General features: G+C 71.2%; 12 protein-coding genes. 6 read left to right on the forward strand and 6 right to left on the reverse strand.

The features are described 5' to 3' along the window. The gene (locus OG538_RS34050; protein WP_406099442.1) at positions 1 to 984 is read left to right on the forward strand and encodes a GDP-L-fucose synthase family protein; all 984 of its coding nucleotides are present in this window, start codon (positions 1 to 3) and stop codon (positions 982 to 984) included. A gap of 100 nt (positions 985 to 1,084) precedes the next feature. Here OG538_RS34050 and OG538_RS34055 read toward each other — a convergent pair whose 3' ends face one another. Then, entirely contained in the window at positions 1,085 to 2,587 is a 1,503-nt protein-coding gene (locus OG538_RS34055; protein WP_406099443.1) for an exopolysaccharide biosynthesis polyprenyl glycosylphosphotransferase, read from the reverse strand. A 418-nt stretch (positions 2,588 to 3,005) separates the two neighbouring features. Between OG538_RS34055 and OG538_RS34060 the strand changes: the two genes are divergently transcribed. Then, positions 3,006 to 4,265 (forward strand): FAD-binding protein, encoded by a 1,260-nt coding sequence (locus tag OG538_RS34060; protein WP_406099445.1) that lies wholly within the window; start codon positions 3,006 to 3,008, stop codon positions 4,263 to 4,265. Positions 4,266 to 4,347: 82 nt separating this feature from the next. On the opposite strand, the gene OG538_RS34065 is transcribed toward OG538_RS34060, so the two are convergent. Continuing rightward, positions 4,348 to 5,343: an MASE1 domain-containing protein gene (locus OG538_RS34065; RefSeq protein WP_406099446.1), complete on the reverse strand. Its 996-nt coding sequence runs from the start codon at positions 5,341 to 5,343 to the stop codon at positions 4,348 to 4,350. Positions 5,344 to 5,406: 63 nt separating this feature from the next. Next, positions 5,407 to 6,237, reverse strand: coding sequence for a PP2C family protein-serine/threonine phosphatase (locus tag OG538_RS34070; RefSeq protein WP_406099448.1), 831 nt, complete (start codon positions 6,235 to 6,237; stop codon positions 5,407 to 5,409). Between the two features lie 250 nt (positions 6,238 to 6,487). On the opposite strand from OG538_RS34070, the gene OG538_RS34075 reads away from it, so the two are divergent. Continuing rightward, a complete protein-coding gene (locus tag OG538_RS34075; protein ID WP_406099449.1) occupies positions 6,488 to 6,787 on the forward strand; it encodes a DUF1876 domain-containing protein in 300 nt (99 codons plus the stop codon). Between the two features lie 125 nt (positions 6,788 to 6,912). Here OG538_RS34075 and OG538_RS34080 read toward each other — a convergent pair whose 3' ends face one another. Continuing rightward, positions 6,913 to 8,217, reverse strand: a complete 1,305-nt coding sequence (locus OG538_RS34080) for a pectate lyase (RefSeq protein ID WP_406099450.1) — start codon at positions 8,215 to 8,217, stop codon at positions 6,913 to 6,915. 282 nt (positions 8,218 to 8,499) lie between these two features. Between OG538_RS34080 and OG538_RS34085 the strand changes: the two genes are divergently transcribed. Together OG538_RS34085 and OG538_RS34090 are read left to right on the forward strand one after the other, a co-directional pair. After that, complete coding sequence (locus OG538_RS34085) at positions 8,500 to 9,147, forward strand: DUF6629 family protein (protein WP_406099451.1); 648 nt, start codon at positions 8,500 to 8,502, stop codon at positions 9,145 to 9,147. A gap of 424 nt (positions 9,148 to 9,571) precedes the next feature. After that, entirely contained in the window at positions 9,572 to 10,060 is a 489-nt protein-coding gene (locus OG538_RS34090) for a lamin tail domain-containing protein (protein WP_406099453.1), read from the forward strand. Positions 10,061 to 10,159: 99 nt separating this feature from the next. Here the strand turns inward: OG538_RS34090 and OG538_RS34095 are convergent, their stop codons facing one another. Both OG538_RS34095 and OG538_RS34100 read right to left on the reverse strand, forming a co-directional pair. Continuing rightward, positions 10,160 to 12,355, reverse strand: coding sequence for a hypothetical protein (locus OG538_RS34095; RefSeq protein WP_406099454.1), 2,196 nt, complete (start codon positions 12,353 to 12,355; stop codon positions 10,160 to 10,162). Between the two features lie 65 nt (positions 12,356 to 12,420). Next, positions 12,421 to 14,493 (reverse strand): SpoIIE family protein phosphatase, encoded by a 2,073-nt coding sequence (locus tag OG538_RS34100; RefSeq protein WP_406099455.1) that lies wholly within the window; start codon positions 14,491 to 14,493, stop codon positions 12,421 to 12,423. A 203-nt stretch (positions 14,494 to 14,696) separates the two neighbouring features. Here OG538_RS34100 and OG538_RS34105 point away from each other — a divergent pair, with 203 nt between their 5' ends. Continuing rightward, positions 14,697 to 16,586 carry a rhamnogalacturonan lyase gene (locus OG538_RS34105; protein WP_406099456.1) on the forward strand — a complete coding sequence of 630 codons (1,890 nt, stop codon included), beginning with the start codon at positions 14,697 to 14,699 and terminating at the stop codon, positions 16,584 to 16,586. The last annotated feature ends 42 nt before the right edge of the window (positions 16,587 to 16,628 follow it).

A 16,628-nucleotide genomic window follows, 5' to 3' on the forward strand; every position in this document is an offset into this window, starting at 1 on the left:
ATGACGACTGATCTCCCCGGCCCTCCCCAGGAATCCGTCCCGTCCCTGCTACGCCCCGGCGCCCGGGTGTTCGTCGCCGGCCACCGCGGTCTGGTGGGCTCGGCGCTGGTGCGCCGCCTGGCCGCCGACGGCCACGAAGTGATCACCCGCGGGCGCGACCGCCTCGATCTGCGTGATGCCGAGCGGACCGGAGCCTTTCTGCTCGACGCGCGTCCCGACGCCGTGGTGCTGGCCGCCGCCAAGGTGGGCGGGATCATGGCCAACAGCACGTACCCCGTGCAGTTCATCGAGGACAACCTGCGCATCCAGCTGAGCGTGATAGCCGGCGCGCACGCCGCCGGGACCGAGCGGCTGCTCTTCCTCGGCTCGTCCTGCATCTATCCCAAACTGGCCCCGCAGCCCATCCACGAGACCGCGCTGCTCACCGGCCCGCTGGAGCCGACCAACGAGGCCTACGCCCTGGCGAAGATCGCCGGGATCGTGCAGATCCAGTCCTACCGCCGCCAGTTCGGTGCCCCGTACATCAGCGCCATGCCCACCAACCTCTACGGACCGGGTGACAACTTCGACCTGGAGACCTCGCACGTGCTGCCCGCACTGATCCGCCGCTTTCACGAGGCACGCCGGAGCGGTGCCCCCGCCGTCACGCTCTGGGGCTCCGGCAGTCCCCGCCGCGAGTTCCTGCACGTCGACGACCTGGCTGCCGCGTGTGTGCTGTTGCTGCAGCGGTACGACGGTGACGCACCCGTCAACGTGGGCTCGGGTGAGGACCTGACGATCCGTGAACTCGCTGCGCATATAGCCGATGTGACGTCCTATCAGGGTCATGTCGACTGGGACACGACCAAGCCGGACGGCACGCCTCGCAAGCTCCTGGACGTGTCCCGGTTGTCCTCCCTCGGCTTCAAGCCGCAGATCCCGCTGCGCGACGGCATCGCCCGGACCTACGCGTGGTGGCTGGAACAGCAGGGCGTACAGGTCTGACCGGTTTCCCGGACCGGGCCCTTCGGCCGGGTGGACGACCGCGGCGGCGCGACCCTCCACCCGGCCCGCTTTCATTGCCCTCATCCGATCCCGTCCGCTCTCAGTACGCCCCGCGACCGTCGGTGACGGCGCGCAGCGTACGGGCCATGAGTCCTACGTCCGTGGCCACCGACCAGTTGTCGACGTACCACAGGTCGAGCGACACGGTCTCCTGCCAGGAGAGGTCGGATCGCCCGCTGACCTGCCAGAGGCCTGTCAGTCCCGGTCTGACGGCGAGCCGCCTCAGCTCGCGCTCGTCGTACCGGGAGACCTCGTCCGGCAACGGCGGCCGGGGGCCGACCAGGGACATGTCACCCCGTAGCACGTTGAAGAGCTGAGGCAGCTCGTCGAGGGACGAGCGGCGCAGCAGCCGGCCGATGCGGGTCACCCGGGGATCCCGGCGCATCTTGAACATCGGGCCGTCGTTCTCGTTCGACGTCACCAGCTGCGCCTTGTGCTGCTCGGCGTCCACCACCATCGAGCGGAACTTCCACATCGTGAAGGGCCGGTTGTGCTGTCCCTGACGGATCTGCCGGTGGAAGACCGGCCCGGCCGAGGTGAGCCGGACCGCGGCGGCGACCAGCAGCAACAGCGGTGCCAGCACGATGAGGCCGAGGGCCGCTCCGGTGCGGTCCACCGCCGCCTTGAGTGCCGGCTGCGGGCCGCGCCGTAGAGGCGGCACGATGTGCAGCAGGGTCAGTCCGGCCGCGGAAGAGGGGCGTATCCGGCTCTCGGCGATCTCCGAGAGGTGCGACAGCACGGACAGGTCGAGCCCGCCGTCGTGCAGCCCCCACGACAGCCGTCGCAGCCGTTCCTCGGCGAGCTGCGGCCCCGGCACCACCAGTGCCAGGTCCGCTTCGTGGGCGTAGGCCGCACCCAGCACCGTCGAGGCGTCGTCGTCCGCGGGCTGCGGCGCGAGCCGCCCGGGCACCGGAGCCTCGCAGGTCAGCGCCGTCGTCCCGACCGGTACGGCGGCCACCACGAGATAGCCGTGATCCGCGCGGGAGGCGAGCAGTCGCACTGCCCGGTCCACCCCCGCGGCCTCACCGACCACCAGCACGCGGCGGACCGCCCGGCGTCGCGCGGACCACGGCAGCCGCCGCGCTCCACAGGCGACCGACGTCGCCACCAGGCCCGGGATCAGCGCCACGACGGCCGTCGCCGGGTCGATGGTGCCGTCGACCACGGTCCAGAGCACCGCCATCAGCCCGATGAGCAGCAGCCAGTCCCCGGTGGCGGTCAGGACGCCGGGCGGTCGGCCCGCGCCCCGTACCGTGTACCGGCCGCGCGCTGCCCGTACGCCGGACCACACCATCGCGGCCGCTGCCGCACCGGCCAGGGCCCTGGGCTGTCCGTCGGTGCGCAGGACGAGCCAGGCGGGAATCCCCAGGCCGAAGAGGTCGAAGGCGATGGCGAGTGCCAGGTACCGGCCGGGTCTGCTCTTCGGCCCGGGCCGGTCGAAACGGTCGCGCTGTACGGTCGGGCCCTGCCGCAGCCGGTCGAACTCCTGGCTGCGGGGGCGGCTCGAAGCAGTCCGTGGACGTGGCGCCCCCGCCAGCCCCACGGGTCCTGATATTTCGGATTCGGGTAGCTCGACATGCCCCATGAACCCCCCAGTCACAGTTGCATCTCCACAAACGGGACGCATCCGCCGATCCCGTGGACTGACGGATGCGCCCTCGCTCGGTGCACGATATCCACACACGTGCCATTTCGCTGGAGTTCCGGTGAAGTTCAGACAGGCGAAGTGGCCAAGAACTCGTCCCGATCCGTACTGGATCTCAGGTTCTGTGGCTGGCTGTTGGTATTTGGGGCCCACGGGAATCGGACCGTGTGCGGATATGTACCACCGCGACTCCAACTGCGTTGCTTCGCCTCGGGATTGACCGTTGCGGCCGGCTCGCCGGCCTGGCCCCGCCGTGGTCTGGGAGAATGCGGTGCCGGGGGACAGCGCCCGGCCATGAGTGAAAGAGGAACGCACGGTGACTCCCGCGGAGACGAACTGGGCCGGCAACATCACCTTCGGGGCGAGGCGGTTGTGTGTACCCCGTACGGAGGCCGAACTGCAGGAGACGGTCGCGGCCTCCAGCGCGGTGCGGGCCCTGGGCACCCGGCACTCCTTCAACACGGTGGCCGACACCGTCGGGGATCTCGTCTCCGTGGCCGGACTGCCGCGGGTGGTCGACATCGACCCGGCCGCGCGGACGGTCACGGTCGGCGCGGGGCTCCGCTTCGGGGAGTTCGCCGGTGAGCTGCACGAGAGCGGGTTCGCGCTGCACAACCTGGGCTCGCTGCCGCACATCTCGGTGGCCGGTGCCTGTGCGACCGGCACTCACGGCTCCGGCGTCGGAAACCGCTCCCTGGCGGGGGCTGTCCGGGCCCTGCACATGGTGACCGCGGACGGCGCGGCTGTCACCCTGCGGCGCGGTGACGCGGACTTCCCGGGAGCGGTCGTGTCCATGGGAGCCATCGGGGTGGTGACCCGGCTGACGCTGGACCTGGTGCCCGCCTTCGATGTCCAGCAGTGGGTCTACGAGGAGCTTGCGGAGTCCGTGCTGACCGCCGGGTTCGACGAGGTGATGTCGGCCGCGTACAGCGTCAGCGTCTTCACCGACTGGCGGCCGGGCCCGGTGGGCCAGGTGTGGCTCAAGGAGCGAGTGGGGGACGGGGGCCCACGGCAGGCCCCGGCCGAGTGGCTCGGCGCCCGGCTCGCCGACGGCCCGCGCCACCCGATCCCCGGCGTGCCCGCCGGGAACTGCACCCGCCAGCAGGGAGTGCCCGGAGCGTGGCACCGACGGCTGCCGCACTTCCGGCTGGAGTTCACCCCCAGCAACGGTGACGAACTGCAGTCCGAGTACTTCGTGGCGCGGGAGGACGCCGCGGCCGCGTACGAGGCCGTGGGCCGGCTCCGGGACCGGATCGCACCGCTCCTGCAGATCTCCGAGATCCGTACCGTGGCGGCCGACGACCTGTGGCTGAGCCCCGCGTCCGGACGGGACTCCGTGGCGTTCCACTTCACCTGGGTGCCCGACGGTGAGGCCGTCGCACCGGTGCTCGCGGAGATCGAGGCGGCGCTGGCGCCGTTCGGTGCCCGCCCGCACTGGGGCAAGGTCTTCGGCACAGGTCCCGACGTCCTGCGCACCCTGTACGGGCGGTACGGGGACTTCGAGAAGCTGATGGCCCGCTACGACCCGGCAGGCACCTTCCGCAACGACTTCCTGGACCGGCATTTCGCACGGTGACCGCTCGCGCGCGACTGCGGGGGGTTCCGGCGCTTCCCGCAAGGGCTCCGCAGGGGGGCTGCCCCTGCCCGTCCCGGCAGGATCAGCGGCTCTCGCGCTCGTCCTCCGCGCGGGACGGCCAGGCGGCCGCCGACCTGCCCGGGGCGAGCTGGTCCACCAGGTCGGCCAGCTCCTCGCAGGCACGTTCGATCCGGTGCCGGACGCTCTGTTGTTCGGCGACCAGGGCGGCCAGCAGGAGCGCGGTGAGCGCGACGGCCCCGTTCAGGACCGTGAGATTGACCATGACCTCCAGCATGGTGTGGCCGACGAACGGGCCCACCCTGTCCGATCCCGCGACGATCGCCATCACGGACATCAGTAACGCGCACGGCGCGCTGCCCGCGAGCCGGAAACGCAGCGCCGCCCAGATGAGGATCGGGAACACCAGATAGAGCATTGACAGCGAGCTGCGGGTGGCGACCAGCGTGCCCACCACCGCGACGACCAGCAGCGCACCCCCCTCCACCCACCGGTCGGTGAGCCGCGGCATCCGCAGCCTGCGCAGTACGAGCAGCAGGGGGGTGACCACCAGGACGCCCATGACGTCTCCGGCCCACCACGCCGCCCAGACCGGCCAGTACCCACTGGCCGGCAGTTTGCCGTCGAACAGCAGCACCGCCGTCCCCGTGGTCGCGCTGACGACCATGCCGGCCATCGCGCCCAGGAAGACCAGGACGACTCCGTCGCGCAGCCGGTCCAGCTCCGGACGGAAGCCGAAGCTGCGCAGCAGCAGGAAGGCGCAGACGGGCGCGACCGTGTTGCCCGCCACCACGAGGACGGTGGACGGCGACACCGATCCGGTGAGCGTGGTGATGACGAGGAGAGAGCCCAGCGCGATCCCGGGCCATACGCGCAACCCCAGATACAGCAGGGCGCCGAGCGCGATGCCGGTCGGTGGCCACAGCGGGGTGACCACCGACCCGTGGACCGTCACCTGCCGGAGCAGGCCCAGGTCCGCAGCCGCGTAGTAGGCACCGGCGACGGCCAGGATGCGCAGTGAAGCGATCGCCCTGCGCCGGTTCTTCTCGCTGCTGATCACGGTTCTCATGAGACACCGGCCGTGACGGGAGGCTGCTGCGTGACACGCGTCGGCCCCATGGCCTCATCCGGGGGCGGGGAACGCCTGGTGCCGCAGGACGAGTACCGCGGCATCGTCCTCGTGCCCGGTACGCTCAGCCGTCCCCATGATCGCGTCCGCCAGTTCGTCCGCGTCGTCGCCGACGTGGGAGCGGACCAGCCGCACGACGGCGTTCAGTCCGTCGTCGATGGGGTACGACGGCCCTTCGATCACGCCGTCCGTGAGGAGAACGAAGGCCCCGTCGGCGGTGAGCGGCCGAGTGGTGACCGGGTACTCCTCGCCGCTCTGGATCCCCAGCGGCAGGCCGCCGTCGTCCTCGGTGACGCCCGAGCGGCCGTCGGCCGTGGCCCATACCGCTCCCACGTGTCCGGCCCGGGCACTCTGCAGCTCCCGGGTCCGCGGATCGAGCCGGACGAAGGTGCAGGTGGCCAGGAGACCGGAGTCCACGGCCAGCAGCAGGTCATTGGTCCGGCCCACCACCTCGCCCGGATCGGTCGCCGTGGCCGCGACCGCGCGCATCGCGATCCGGATCTGGCCCATGAAGGCCGCCGCCTCGACGTCGTGGCCCTGCACGTCACCGATGGCGAAGGCCAGCGAACCGTCCGGCAGCGGGAATCCGTCGTACCAGTCACCGCCGATGTCCAGGCCGCTGCGCGCAGGGGCGTAGCGGGCAGCGGTCCGCAGACCCGGCAGGGACGGCAGCGCGGAGGGGAGCATCCCGCGCTGCAGTGCCTCGGCCAGCTCCACCCGGGCCTGATGCAGTTCCACCTCCCGGCGCGCCCGCGAAGTGAGGTCGTGGAGGGTGGTCAGCAGCTCCTCGGCACTGGCCGGGCGGGTAGGACGACGCCGGTTCATGGGCCGCTCCGCAGGGCAGGTGGTGGCCATCCGCACCACGGGTACCGTCGTGGCGGGTCGACGCCGGTGAAACCGGCGGGAAAGGGCCGCGGCTCGGCTGCTGCGGGCCGTGGTCCCTGCATCCTATTTCGGTCCGGGTATTCGCGCAGGCCGAGCCGGAACGGGCGTGCGGGGCCGGTTGGGTGGATGCTGGAAAAGGACCCGTACGGCGGCGGGCGCCCGCCTGCCGGTGCGGCCCGGGAGGTGCGCGATGAATCGCACGATGGAGTGGACGGTCCGTGTCGATCTGTCGGAGGACGACGGAACGACGAAGGCGGAGGCGGTGCTGGACACCGGAACGGCGAAACTCACCGGCCACGGGGTCGCCCGATGCAGCCCGCAGGACCCGGACGTGCCCACCATCGGTGACGAACTGGCGGCGAGCCGCGCGATGCGCGATGTCGCGGGTCAGCTGATGAGTGTGGCCGACCGTGAGCTGGGCAAGGCCGGTGCCGGACCCGGGGACGGGCCCGTGCCGCCGCCGTACGCATGGTCGGACGCGACGGCCTGAGTCCCCCCGCTCCGGCGGGGCCCGTCCGCTGGAGCGAGCCCGCCGGCGGGTGGGGGCACGGAGACCAGCGCGGGCCCGCCCGCCCCGGTGCGCCGGAACGGGCGGGCCCGGCATGTCACCGGTGATCAGTCGACATAGGTGATGTCGGAGGTGGCGTACAGGCAGTTCGTGCTGTCGGGGCCGGTGCCCGTCTTGCTGGGCTCGCCGCTCGTCACACCCTTGTACTTGGTGCAGACGTCGATGTCACGGTCGCCGTCGTCGTAGATCGTCACGCCGGAGAGGCGGGCCGTGTCACCGTAGTTGGGATTGATCCCGACGAGACCGTCGCCCGGCGCGGTGACCCAGACGTTCTGTACCTGGACGTGCCGGCCGTACTGGGTCGAGCAGTTGCCGCACGAGCGGTAGAGCTTGCCGAAGTCCTTGACCTGGAAGTTCTTGATGATCAGGGTGCCTCCGCCGTTGTGCTGGAACACCTTGTCGTCCGCCAGCTTCGCGCCGCCGCCGTCGATGGTGCGCACCAGCGAGGAGGAGCTGCCGAGGAACGTGGCGGCGTCCTCGCCCACGTCCTCCCACCACACGTTCTTCAGTGTGCAGGCGCCCAGGCAGTGCACACCGTCGGCGGCCGGGGAGCCGAGGATGGCGTTCTGCAGCGTGGCGCCGTCGGCCAGTTCGATCAGCGCCGGCTGGTCCTCGTCCTGGCCGTCACTGCCCAGGTCGCCACTCCCGTAGAAGCGCTTCAAACCGCCGTCGTAAGTGCCCGAGACCTTCATCGTCGAGGACAGGGCCTGGCTGCTGGTGGCCGTGGGCCAGGCGGGCGGGGAGCCGGGGTCCGTCGGCGGGTCGGTCGGCGGGTCGGTCGGCGGGTCGGTCGGGGTCGACCCGGCCGCGGTGAACGTCCAGCGCTTGCTGGTCACCGAGTCGCAGGAGTTCTGCTGGACCAGGGCGCCGGCCGCGGTCGAACTGTCCTTCACGTTCAGGCACTTGCCGCCGTTGGCATTGACCACCTGGTAGATGCTGCCGCTGACCTGGGAGAGCGTCCACACCTGGCCGGCGCCGCCGGTGCAGCCCTGCTGCTCCACGGCCTTGCCCGCGCTCGTCGATGCGTCACGGACCCCGGCGCACTTGGCGCTGTGCGCGGCGGTCAGGGTGTAGCCGCTGCCGGAGGTCTTGAGCTGCCACGTCTGGTTCGCGGCGCCGCTGCAGGACCGCTGGCCGAGCTGGGTGCCGTCGGAGGTTCCCGCGCCGGGGACCTCCAGGCACAGTCCGCTAGCGGCGTTCGTCAGGCTGTACGAGCCGACTGCGGGGGCCGCCGTCGCGGAACCGGTCGCGAAGAGAGCAGTGAGCCCCGCGAGAACGAGCGAGGCTATCGCGACGAACGAGGCGGCTGCCCGGCCGCCTCTGCGTCTGGCATGCTGATTTCTGGTACGCACTGGGTATTCCTTTCACCGCCTGCGGTGTCCTCCGCAGGCACCAATGAGTGGTTTGGTGCGGTGGTAGGCAATCCCTCGACCATCGGAACGACGTCCCGTGATGTTCCGTATGGTGAACCGAGTTCTTGTATGAGAACAGCGGTGACGGTACGTCAACGGCATGGACCGGTCAAGAAGTGGGAGTGTCATGGTTCGGCTCCCGCGGGGGCGGACCGTAGCGTGAACGGGGAGCGGCCGCGGCGCGGACCGGCCGTCACGGACGAGAAACCCCAGGGTGACGCCATGTGCTGGAGTGCGACCGCCGATCTCGTCGCGGGTACGGCGATCGCGGCGATCGGCGCGGCATCCGTGGCCCGCACCCGCCGCGTCCGGGACCTCCCGCTCGCGGCGCTGCCGCTGCTGCTGGGCGCCCATCAGATCGTCGAGTCCGTGGTCTGGCGGGCGGACGGCGGTACCGGTCCGGCCACTGTGGCCTGGGCGGTCATCGCCCTGCCGGTCCTGGCGCTCTGGGTTCCGCTGAGTGTCCTGTGCGCCGCCCCGGCGAGGGCCCGGCGCCGGCTCGCGCTGCCGCTGGCGGCGGGGGTGGCGGCCTCGGCCGCCCTCGCGTACAGCCTGGCGACCCGGCCGGTGACGGCGCAGATCCGTGGGCACACCCTCGGGTACTCGCTCGACCTGCCGCGCCCCGGGCTGCTGGTGGCGGCCTACCTGCTGGCAACCGTCGGAGCGTTGCTCCTGTCCGGCGACCGGCTGCTCGTGTGGCTCGGGCTGCTGGTCGCGGGCGGGGCCGCCGTCTGCGCCGCGCTGTGGCGCCTGGAGTTCATCTCCACCTGGTGCGCGTTCGCCGCCGTCTGCTCGGTGGTCCTGCTCGGCTGGTCCGGGAGGCCCCGGTCCGATTTCGACGACGACCACGCCCGGCCTGCCCGAGCGTGACGGCCAGGGTGGACGGCGTGGTGGCGCCGCCTGTCCTCGGCCGCCGTTCGAAAGAACCTTTGTGCTGCGTTCCCCGGGTAACCGCACGGACGTTCAGGTCCGGCCGTGCCGTTGCTGTTACGGGTCCCAGGGCGCCCGGTGAGGGGATCGGGCGGGGGCGCGACGGGCGAGCGGCAGTGCGTCGCGCTTCCGTCAACCCGGTGCCACGGGGGTGGGTGCAGCGGGCAGTGATTGACAGGTACCCGGAGGTTTCGGTGGATGTCGCGTACAACCGCGTGTGACGGAAATGTCTGCATCCTGTAACACGCTCCGAGGTGGTGTACCGGACCCGAGGCAACCGGGTCAAAGTATGCCTTCCCGGCACGACGCCGGGGCCGAACAACGCCTGGACCACTCGGCCCGGGCCTGCACTTGAGGGGTCTTCATGTCCCGTTCCGCACGACGGATCACCGCTGCTGTTCTCGCCTCCGGCGCGCTGGTCGCCGCCGCCGCACTCCCGGCGGTCGCCGACGGTCACGGCCACGGCCACGACCACGGCCACGGACGCGGTCACGCCCACTCGGCCGTCGTTCTCGGCAAGATCCAGTACAACAGCCCCGGCCGTGACTTCGGTTCGAACCGGAGCCTGAACGGCGAGTGGGTCACCGTCACCAACACGGGCCGACACTCGGTCAACCTGCGCGGCTGGACCCTCCGCGACGAGAGCCACCGCACCTACCGCTTCGACCTGCGTCTGCCCGGCCGCTCCTCGGTGCGTGTGCACACCGGCGTCGGCCGCGACACCCGCACCGACGTCTACCAGGACCTCCGCCGCTACGTGTGGGACAACAGCGACACGGCGACCCTGCGGGACGCGAACGGCCACAAGGTCGACTCCAAGTCCTGGGGCCACCGTTACGGCGGCCGCCGCTGACCCGTCGGCAGCCGCCCAATGAACCCTGGGCGGCTGCCGGCGTCCTGAACGCGGCGCACCACGGCCCGACCACCGTGGTGCGCCGCACCCGCGTTCGCGTCAGGAGGCGTCGGCAGCCTTCACCCGCTCCTCGTTGAGCGCCGCCACCGCCCCGCGGACATCCCCGATCGTCGTGTAGTCGACGGCGACGAAGTTCACCGGGCTGCCCCGTTCCCGCTCGCATCGGTGGGCCCGCTCCAGTACCCAGTCCCGGGCGTTGACCTTCCCGGCGTCCAGACGGCTGCCGCCCGCCACCGTGATGAAGTGGTTCAGCAGGAACAGCCGCTTGCCGGTGTCGCCGCGTTGCGGGACGCAGTTCATTTCGGCGGGGGAGCGGAACGCGAACGGCGTCTCCATTCCGTACCGGTAGAAGTTGCGGTACCAGGGCGCCGGCCCGTCGGCCGCCTCGGCGAAGACCACGAGCCGCCGGCCGCTGTCGACCATCTCGCCCAGCGTCGGCCACGCCTTGTGCGGATCGGGGTCCGGGGTGTGGAGCAGGTCATCGAGTCCCGCCTGCCGGAAGGCCTGTTCGGTCTCCTCGCCACTGATCGCGTCCTGCACGATCAGCGTGACCACCTCACTCGGATGCTCGCGCATCCAGGTGCCCAGCGCGGTGAGCGTGGGCACCAGCTCGATCGCCCCCGCCCGGCACACGGCGTGGCACAGCCACAGGCCCTTCCGCGGCGGATTGAGCCGGTCGATCGCCGAGGCGATGAGCCGCCGCTGCTCCGGGGAGAAGTCGGGGCTGTCCAGCCGCTGCGTGATCTCCTGCGACGTCTCCCAGTGGTAGGTGTCGATCTGCAGCGCCCGCGCCCCCGCGTCGAGCTGCGCCGTGATGCCGGGGTCCTGCAGTGGTCCGATGAACCGGTCGTACGTCGTCGAGTTGGCGTTGTGCGAGGTCACGTAGGCCACCTCGTCGTACCGCATCTGACACAGCCGGGCGCTGCCCTGGCATGCGCGCGCAACGGTCTGGTTCACGCCCAGGGGTACGAGCAGCACCCCCGCCATCGCGGCGCAGCCGGCCCCCGCGGCCACCCCGCGGACCCGGGGTGCGGTGAACGACGGCCGGGGCCGCGCCACGACGGCCCACCCCGCTGCGACCAGCAGTGCTCCGATCGCGAGCGGGACCAGTGCGGTGGTCAGCGCGGTGACGGCGATCCGGTCGAAGGCGGCACGCTGGAGATCGTCCACCAGTGCGGTCACGCTCGCCGGCCAGGAGGCCGGCGGGGTCACCACCCGGCCGCCGGTGAGCAGGCGCGCGATCAGCACCACGAGACCGGTGAGGGCCGCGCCCGACGCAAGGGCCCAGCCCATGGCCGTCAGCCGTCTGCCGGGACCGGCCGCGGATGCGAACCACAGCACGACGAGGGACGCCACACCCAGCACGGTGGCGATGGCTTCCACCAGCCCGAGGCCCTCGTGCGTCACCGCACGCGCCCGGTGGACGGTGTCCAGCTCGTTCCCCGAAGCGGCGAGCACCTGCGTCACGTCCCAGGTGCCGTCACCGACCGCGGCCCGCAGGCCGGCCGCCGAGGCCCGGGTCCGTTCCGACACCGCTGCCGGGGCCACGGCAGCCAGGGCCGTGGCCACATCGCCCTCGGCCAGGGCGACCGAGACCTCCGGGCGCAGCGCCGCCCGGCTGCCGGCCGGCACTGACCGCAGCAGTGCGTCCGTCGCCTGCTCGGCCTGTCCTGGAGAGAGCGGCAGCGCCGGCAGACCGTCCGGGACCCGCCCGGCAACCAAATCCTCCAGCGCCCGGTCGAGATCGGCCGAGAACGCGGCGAAGTCGGGGTCGGCCCGGTTCTGCAGCGAGGCGACGAGATCACCGAAGTAGATCTGGGTGAGGGCGCCGAGGTTGTCGGCGATCGGCCGCAGGTCCACGGTCAGCCGCAGTGTGCCGAGGTCGCCGCGCAGGTAGCCGACCACGCTGTCGATCTGCTGGTGGGTCAGGTCCCGGACCTTCTCCGGCGGCAGCACCACCTTGATGTTCGAGGTGATGATCGCTTCCGGAACCGGCAGTCGCGCGAGGAGGTCCCTGGTGACACCCGACGCATCGGGATCGACGAGGACCTCGTCGTACAACCGGTCGTACGCCTCTTGGCCGTCGAGGACCGACTGGTAGAAGGAGGGGGAGACCAGGGTGCTGCGCGCAGTCGCGGTGAGGGCCATCACCAGCGTGCACAGGGCGGCCAGCACGAAGGCGACGGCACGCAGGGGGTGCGGCTCACCGCTGAACGTCTCCCTGCCCGTGCCCATGCCCTCATGCTCCGTCTCCCTGGGCGATGCTGCGAGCGGGAGCGGCCCCCGCCGGCGCCGGCCCGTCAGGAGCGGTCGTGCGCCGAGACCTCCTGCTCGGTCCACAGGGCCTTTCCGGCGGTGCTGTACCGGGTGCCCCAGTGCGTGGCGAGCTGGGAGACGATGAACAGGCCGCGGCCGCCCTCGTCCACCGTGCGGGCGTGGCGCAGGTGCGGCGCCACCGGGCTGGTGTCATGGACCTCGCAGGTGAGGGTGCGGTCCAGCAGGAGCCGCAGATGGAGCGGCGGGGTTCCGTAGCGGACCGCGTTGGTGATCAGCTCGCTCACGATCAGCTCGGTCGCCTCGATCGTCTCCTCGCCGAGGTTCCAGCCTTCGAGCCGGTCGCGGACCAGGGTGCGGGCGATGGCGGGAGTGGACCGGTCGTGGGCCAGCTCCCAGGTCGCGACCCTGTCGGGCGGGACCACGCCCGTCCTGGCGAGCATGAGTGCGGCGCCGTCCGGGTGGGCTTCGGCGGGGAGGTTGTAGACGATGGCGTCGCACAGCTCCTGCAGACGGCGCTCCGGATGGGCGAGGGCGTCCTGCACCGTGGTCACGGACCGGTCGGCGGGCAGCAGCGATGTGGTGAGGAAGGCCAGCAGACTGCCTTCGTCGAGTTCGACGGTCGCGGTGGCGAACGGGGCGCTGTCGTCGGAGAACAGCGGCGGCCCCTCGGGCACGTCGAGGACGAGCGGGCGACCGTCCGGAGCGACCGCGACCGGCGCCGGATGCCCCGCCCGCGCCATCGTGCAGGTCCGGGTGAACGGATCGTAGACCGCGTACAGGCAGGTCGCCTTCAGCGACTGGCGGTGCAGCGAGTCGCCGGGCGGCAGGGACCGCCGCTCGATGGCGAGCCGGTCGGCCGTGTCGTTCAGACGGGCCAGTACCTCGTCGGGATCCAGGTCGAGGCCTGCCAGCGCGTGGATGACCGTGCGGAGCTGCCCCATGGTGATCGCGGTCTGGAGTCCGTGCCCCTCGACGTTGCCGATGATCAGCGCCGTCCGCGCACCGGACAGCCCGATGGTGTCGAACCAGCAGCCGCTGTTGCGTCCCGGAAGCAGCACATGCGCGGTCTCGATGGCGATCCGGGCACCGTCGTGCTGGGGCAGCAGTCTGCGCTGGACGATCGACGCGACCACATGCTCGCGGGCGTAGCGGAGCGCGTTCTCGATACTCAGGGCCGCGTGGGCGGCGGCGGTCACTGCGAGGGTGAGGTCGTACGCGTCGTACGGTTCGGAGTCCCCCTGCCGGTACAGACTCACCAGACCGAGCACCGCGCCGTGCAGTTTCAGCGGCGCGACGATCAGCGAGTGGGCTCCGGTCGTCTCGATCAGTCGCGCCGTGGCGCGATCCGAGTCGAGCCAGGAGACGTGTTCGTCGAGTGCGACGAGGCGCGGGCGAAGGTCGGTGACAGCGAGCGCGAACGGGGTGTTCTCAGGCAGCCGTCGCAACTCGCCGACCACGTCGTCGGAGTCTGTTCCCCGCACCGCTGCGCGGCGCAGGGGGACGTCACCTTTCAGCGGGCTGATCGGCGGGTCCGTCCCGCGCAGGACCTCGTCCACCACCTCGACGACGGCGAAGTCGGCGAACTGCGGCACCAGGGCAGCGACAAGCCCCTCGCAGGTCGCAGCCACATCCAGTGAGCGACCGACCTCCCTGCGCACGGACACCAGGCACTCCGCCCGGGCTTGGGCCTTGACCCGTTCGTTCACGTCCACCACCGCAGCCAGCAGTCCGAGCGGCCGCCCGGAGGGATCGTCCAGGCGGTGGACGGTCACGGTCAGACTGTGGCTGGGGCCGGGCGCGGCCATGAGCCGCCCGCGGATCACCTGGTTGAGGACCGGCGTTCCGGTGTCCAGCACCCCACGCAGCAGCAGCTCCGCCTCCTCGGGGTCGTCGAGCCAGTACGCCTGGGTGAAGTGGAGCCCTACGATCTGCTCGGGGGCCACCGCGTCCGACAGCGCGTTGACGTATTCCACCCGCAGTTCCGTGTCCAGGACGTGAAGTCCCACCGCGGACTGGCTGAACAGCGCGTCCAGGAGCGCGCCCGCCATCTCGTCGGCCGCCGGCGTTCCTGGGACCGGTGCACCGGTGTCCGGCACCTCGCACCCCCATCTGGCTCCGCCACCCCTGTGAATCGGCAGCTCTGCCGACAGCCTGCGCACACTCGGTCCGGCCCGCCACCGCGCTGCGGCAAACGGGTGACGCCGCCCCGCCGAGGATCGGGTACGCACGCACGGCAACCTTTCCGGCGCCGGCGGGCACTGAGGTGTACCCGACACCCCCACTCCGGAAGGCACGCACCGTGGCTCCTGAGCATCCTCGTTCCCCCCGCAGACGCCGTACCACCCGGACCCGCACCGTGCTCGGTGCCGTCACGGCGGGTCTGCTGGCCGCCGCGGGACTGGTCGTCACCGGCCAGACCTCACAGGCAGCGACCGCCCGCCAGGCGGAGGCGCTGGACCGCGGCGTCGTCAGCGTCCACACCGACGCGGGCAATCTGATCAGCTGGCGCTGGCTCGCCACCGACGCCGACAACGTGTCCTTCAACGTCTACCGGGCCGGTACCAAGGTCAACGCCTCACCCGTCACCGGCTCGACGAACTACTTCCACGCCGGCGCCCCCAACTCGGCGGACTACACGGTGCGCGCGATCGTCGGCGGCGTCGAGCAGAGCGACTCCGTGCACGCGATCCAGTTCCGCAGCGGATACAAGGACGTGCCACTCAGCCCGCCCGCCGGCGGCACGACCCCCGACGGCGTCGCCTACACCTACGAGGCCAACGACGCGTCCGTCGGCGACCTCGACGGCGACGGCGCCCTCGACTTCGTACTGAAGTGGCAGCCGACCAACGCCAAGGACAACTCCCAGTCGGGCTACACGGGCAACACGATCGTCGACGGGATCAAACTCGACGGCACCCGGCTGTGGCGCGTCGATATGGGCCGCAACATCCGTTCGGGCGCGCACTACACGCAGTTCCAGGTGTACGACTACGACGGCGACGGCAGGGCCGAGGTCGCGATGAAGACCGCGGACGGCAGCGTCGACGGCAGGGGGGCGGTGATCGGCAGCTCATCGGCCGACCACCGCAACTCCTCCGGCTACGTCCTGTCCGGCCCGGAGTACCTGACCATGTTCAACGGGCAGACGGGCGCCGCCATGGGCACCGTCGACTACGTCCCCGCGCGCGGCACCGTCTCCTCCTGGGGCGACAGCTACGGCAACCGGGTCGACCGCTTCCTCGCAGGCACCGCCTACCTCGACGGTTCCCGGCCCTCGCTGATCATGGCCCGCGGCTACTACACGCGTACGGTGATCGCCGCGTGGGACTGGCGGAACGGGGCGTTCACCCGGCGCTGGACCTTCGACACCAACAGCTCGACCAACTCCGGCAAGGGGTACGACGGCCAGGGCAACCACCAGTTGTCGGTCGCGGACGTCGACGCGGACGGCAAGGACGAGATCGTCTACGGATCGATGGCCGTCGACGACAACGGCAACGCCCTGTGGACCACGAAGAACGGCCACGGCGACGCCATGCACGTCGGTGACCTGGACCCGTCCCGGCCGGGACTGGAGGAGTTCAAGGTCGACGAGGACGGTTCGAAGCCCTCGTCGTGGATGGCGGACGCGAGGACGGGCCAGATCATCTGGTCGACTCCCGCCGACGGCGACAACGGACGTGGTGTCAGCGACGACATCTGGTCCGGCAGCGCCGGCGCCGAGTCCTGGTCGTCGGCGGCCGACGGGCTGCGCAACCCCAAGGGCACCGTCGTCGCGAGCCGCAAGCCGTCCAGCGCCAACTTTCTGTCCTGGTGGGACGGCGACACCACCCGAGAACTCCTCGACGGTACCCACATCGACAAGTACGGCACCTCCGGCGACACCCGGCAGCTGACCGGGGCGTCGGTCCATTCGAACAACGGGACCAAGGCCACCCCCGCGATCTCGGGCGACCTGTTCGGCGACTGGCGCGAGGAAGTGGTCTGGGCGACCACGGACAACACCGCTCTGCGGATCTACTCCACGCCGTACGAGACCGGTACGAAGATCACCACCCTGCTGCACGACACGACCTACCGCACGGCCCTGGCTTGGCAGAACACTGCCTACAACCAGCCGCCGCACCCGAGCTTCTACATCGGGAGCGGAATGGCGACGGCCCCCCGACCGGCCGTGTCCACGCACTGAGGGGTGCTGAGGCACTGCGTCCGGCGCCCATGAGAAGGCGGC

The sequence above is a fragment of the Streptomyces sp. NBC_01013 genome, assembly GCF_045162765.1.
In the GTDB taxonomy this organism is placed as follows: Bacteria; Actinomycetota; Actinomycetes; order Streptomycetales; family Streptomycetaceae; genus Streptomyces.

Coding starts and splice junctions, on each gene's coding strand:
- OG538_RS34050 (WP_406099442.1), top strand. CDS start 1: ATGACGACTGATCTCCCCGGCCCTCCCCAGGAATCCGTCCCGTCCCTG.
- OG538_RS34075 (WP_406099449.1), top strand. CDS start 6,488: ATGAATCGCACGATGGAGTGGACGGTCCGTGTCGATCTGTCGGAGGAC.
- OG538_RS34095 (WP_406099454.1), bottom strand. CDS start 12,355: ATGGGCACGGGCAGGGAGACGTTCAGCGGTGAGCCGCACCCCCTGCGT.
- OG538_RS34070 (WP_406099448.1), bottom strand. CDS start 6,237: ATGAACCGGCGTCGTCCTACCCGCCCGGCCAGTGCCGAGGAGCTGCTG.
- OG538_RS34090 (WP_406099453.1), top strand. CDS start 9,572: ATGTCCCGTTCCGCACGACGGATCACCGCTGCTGTTCTCGCCTCCGGC.
- OG538_RS34085 (WP_406099451.1), top strand. CDS start 8,500: ATGTGCTGGAGTGCGACCGCCGATCTCGTCGCGGGTACGGCGATCGCG.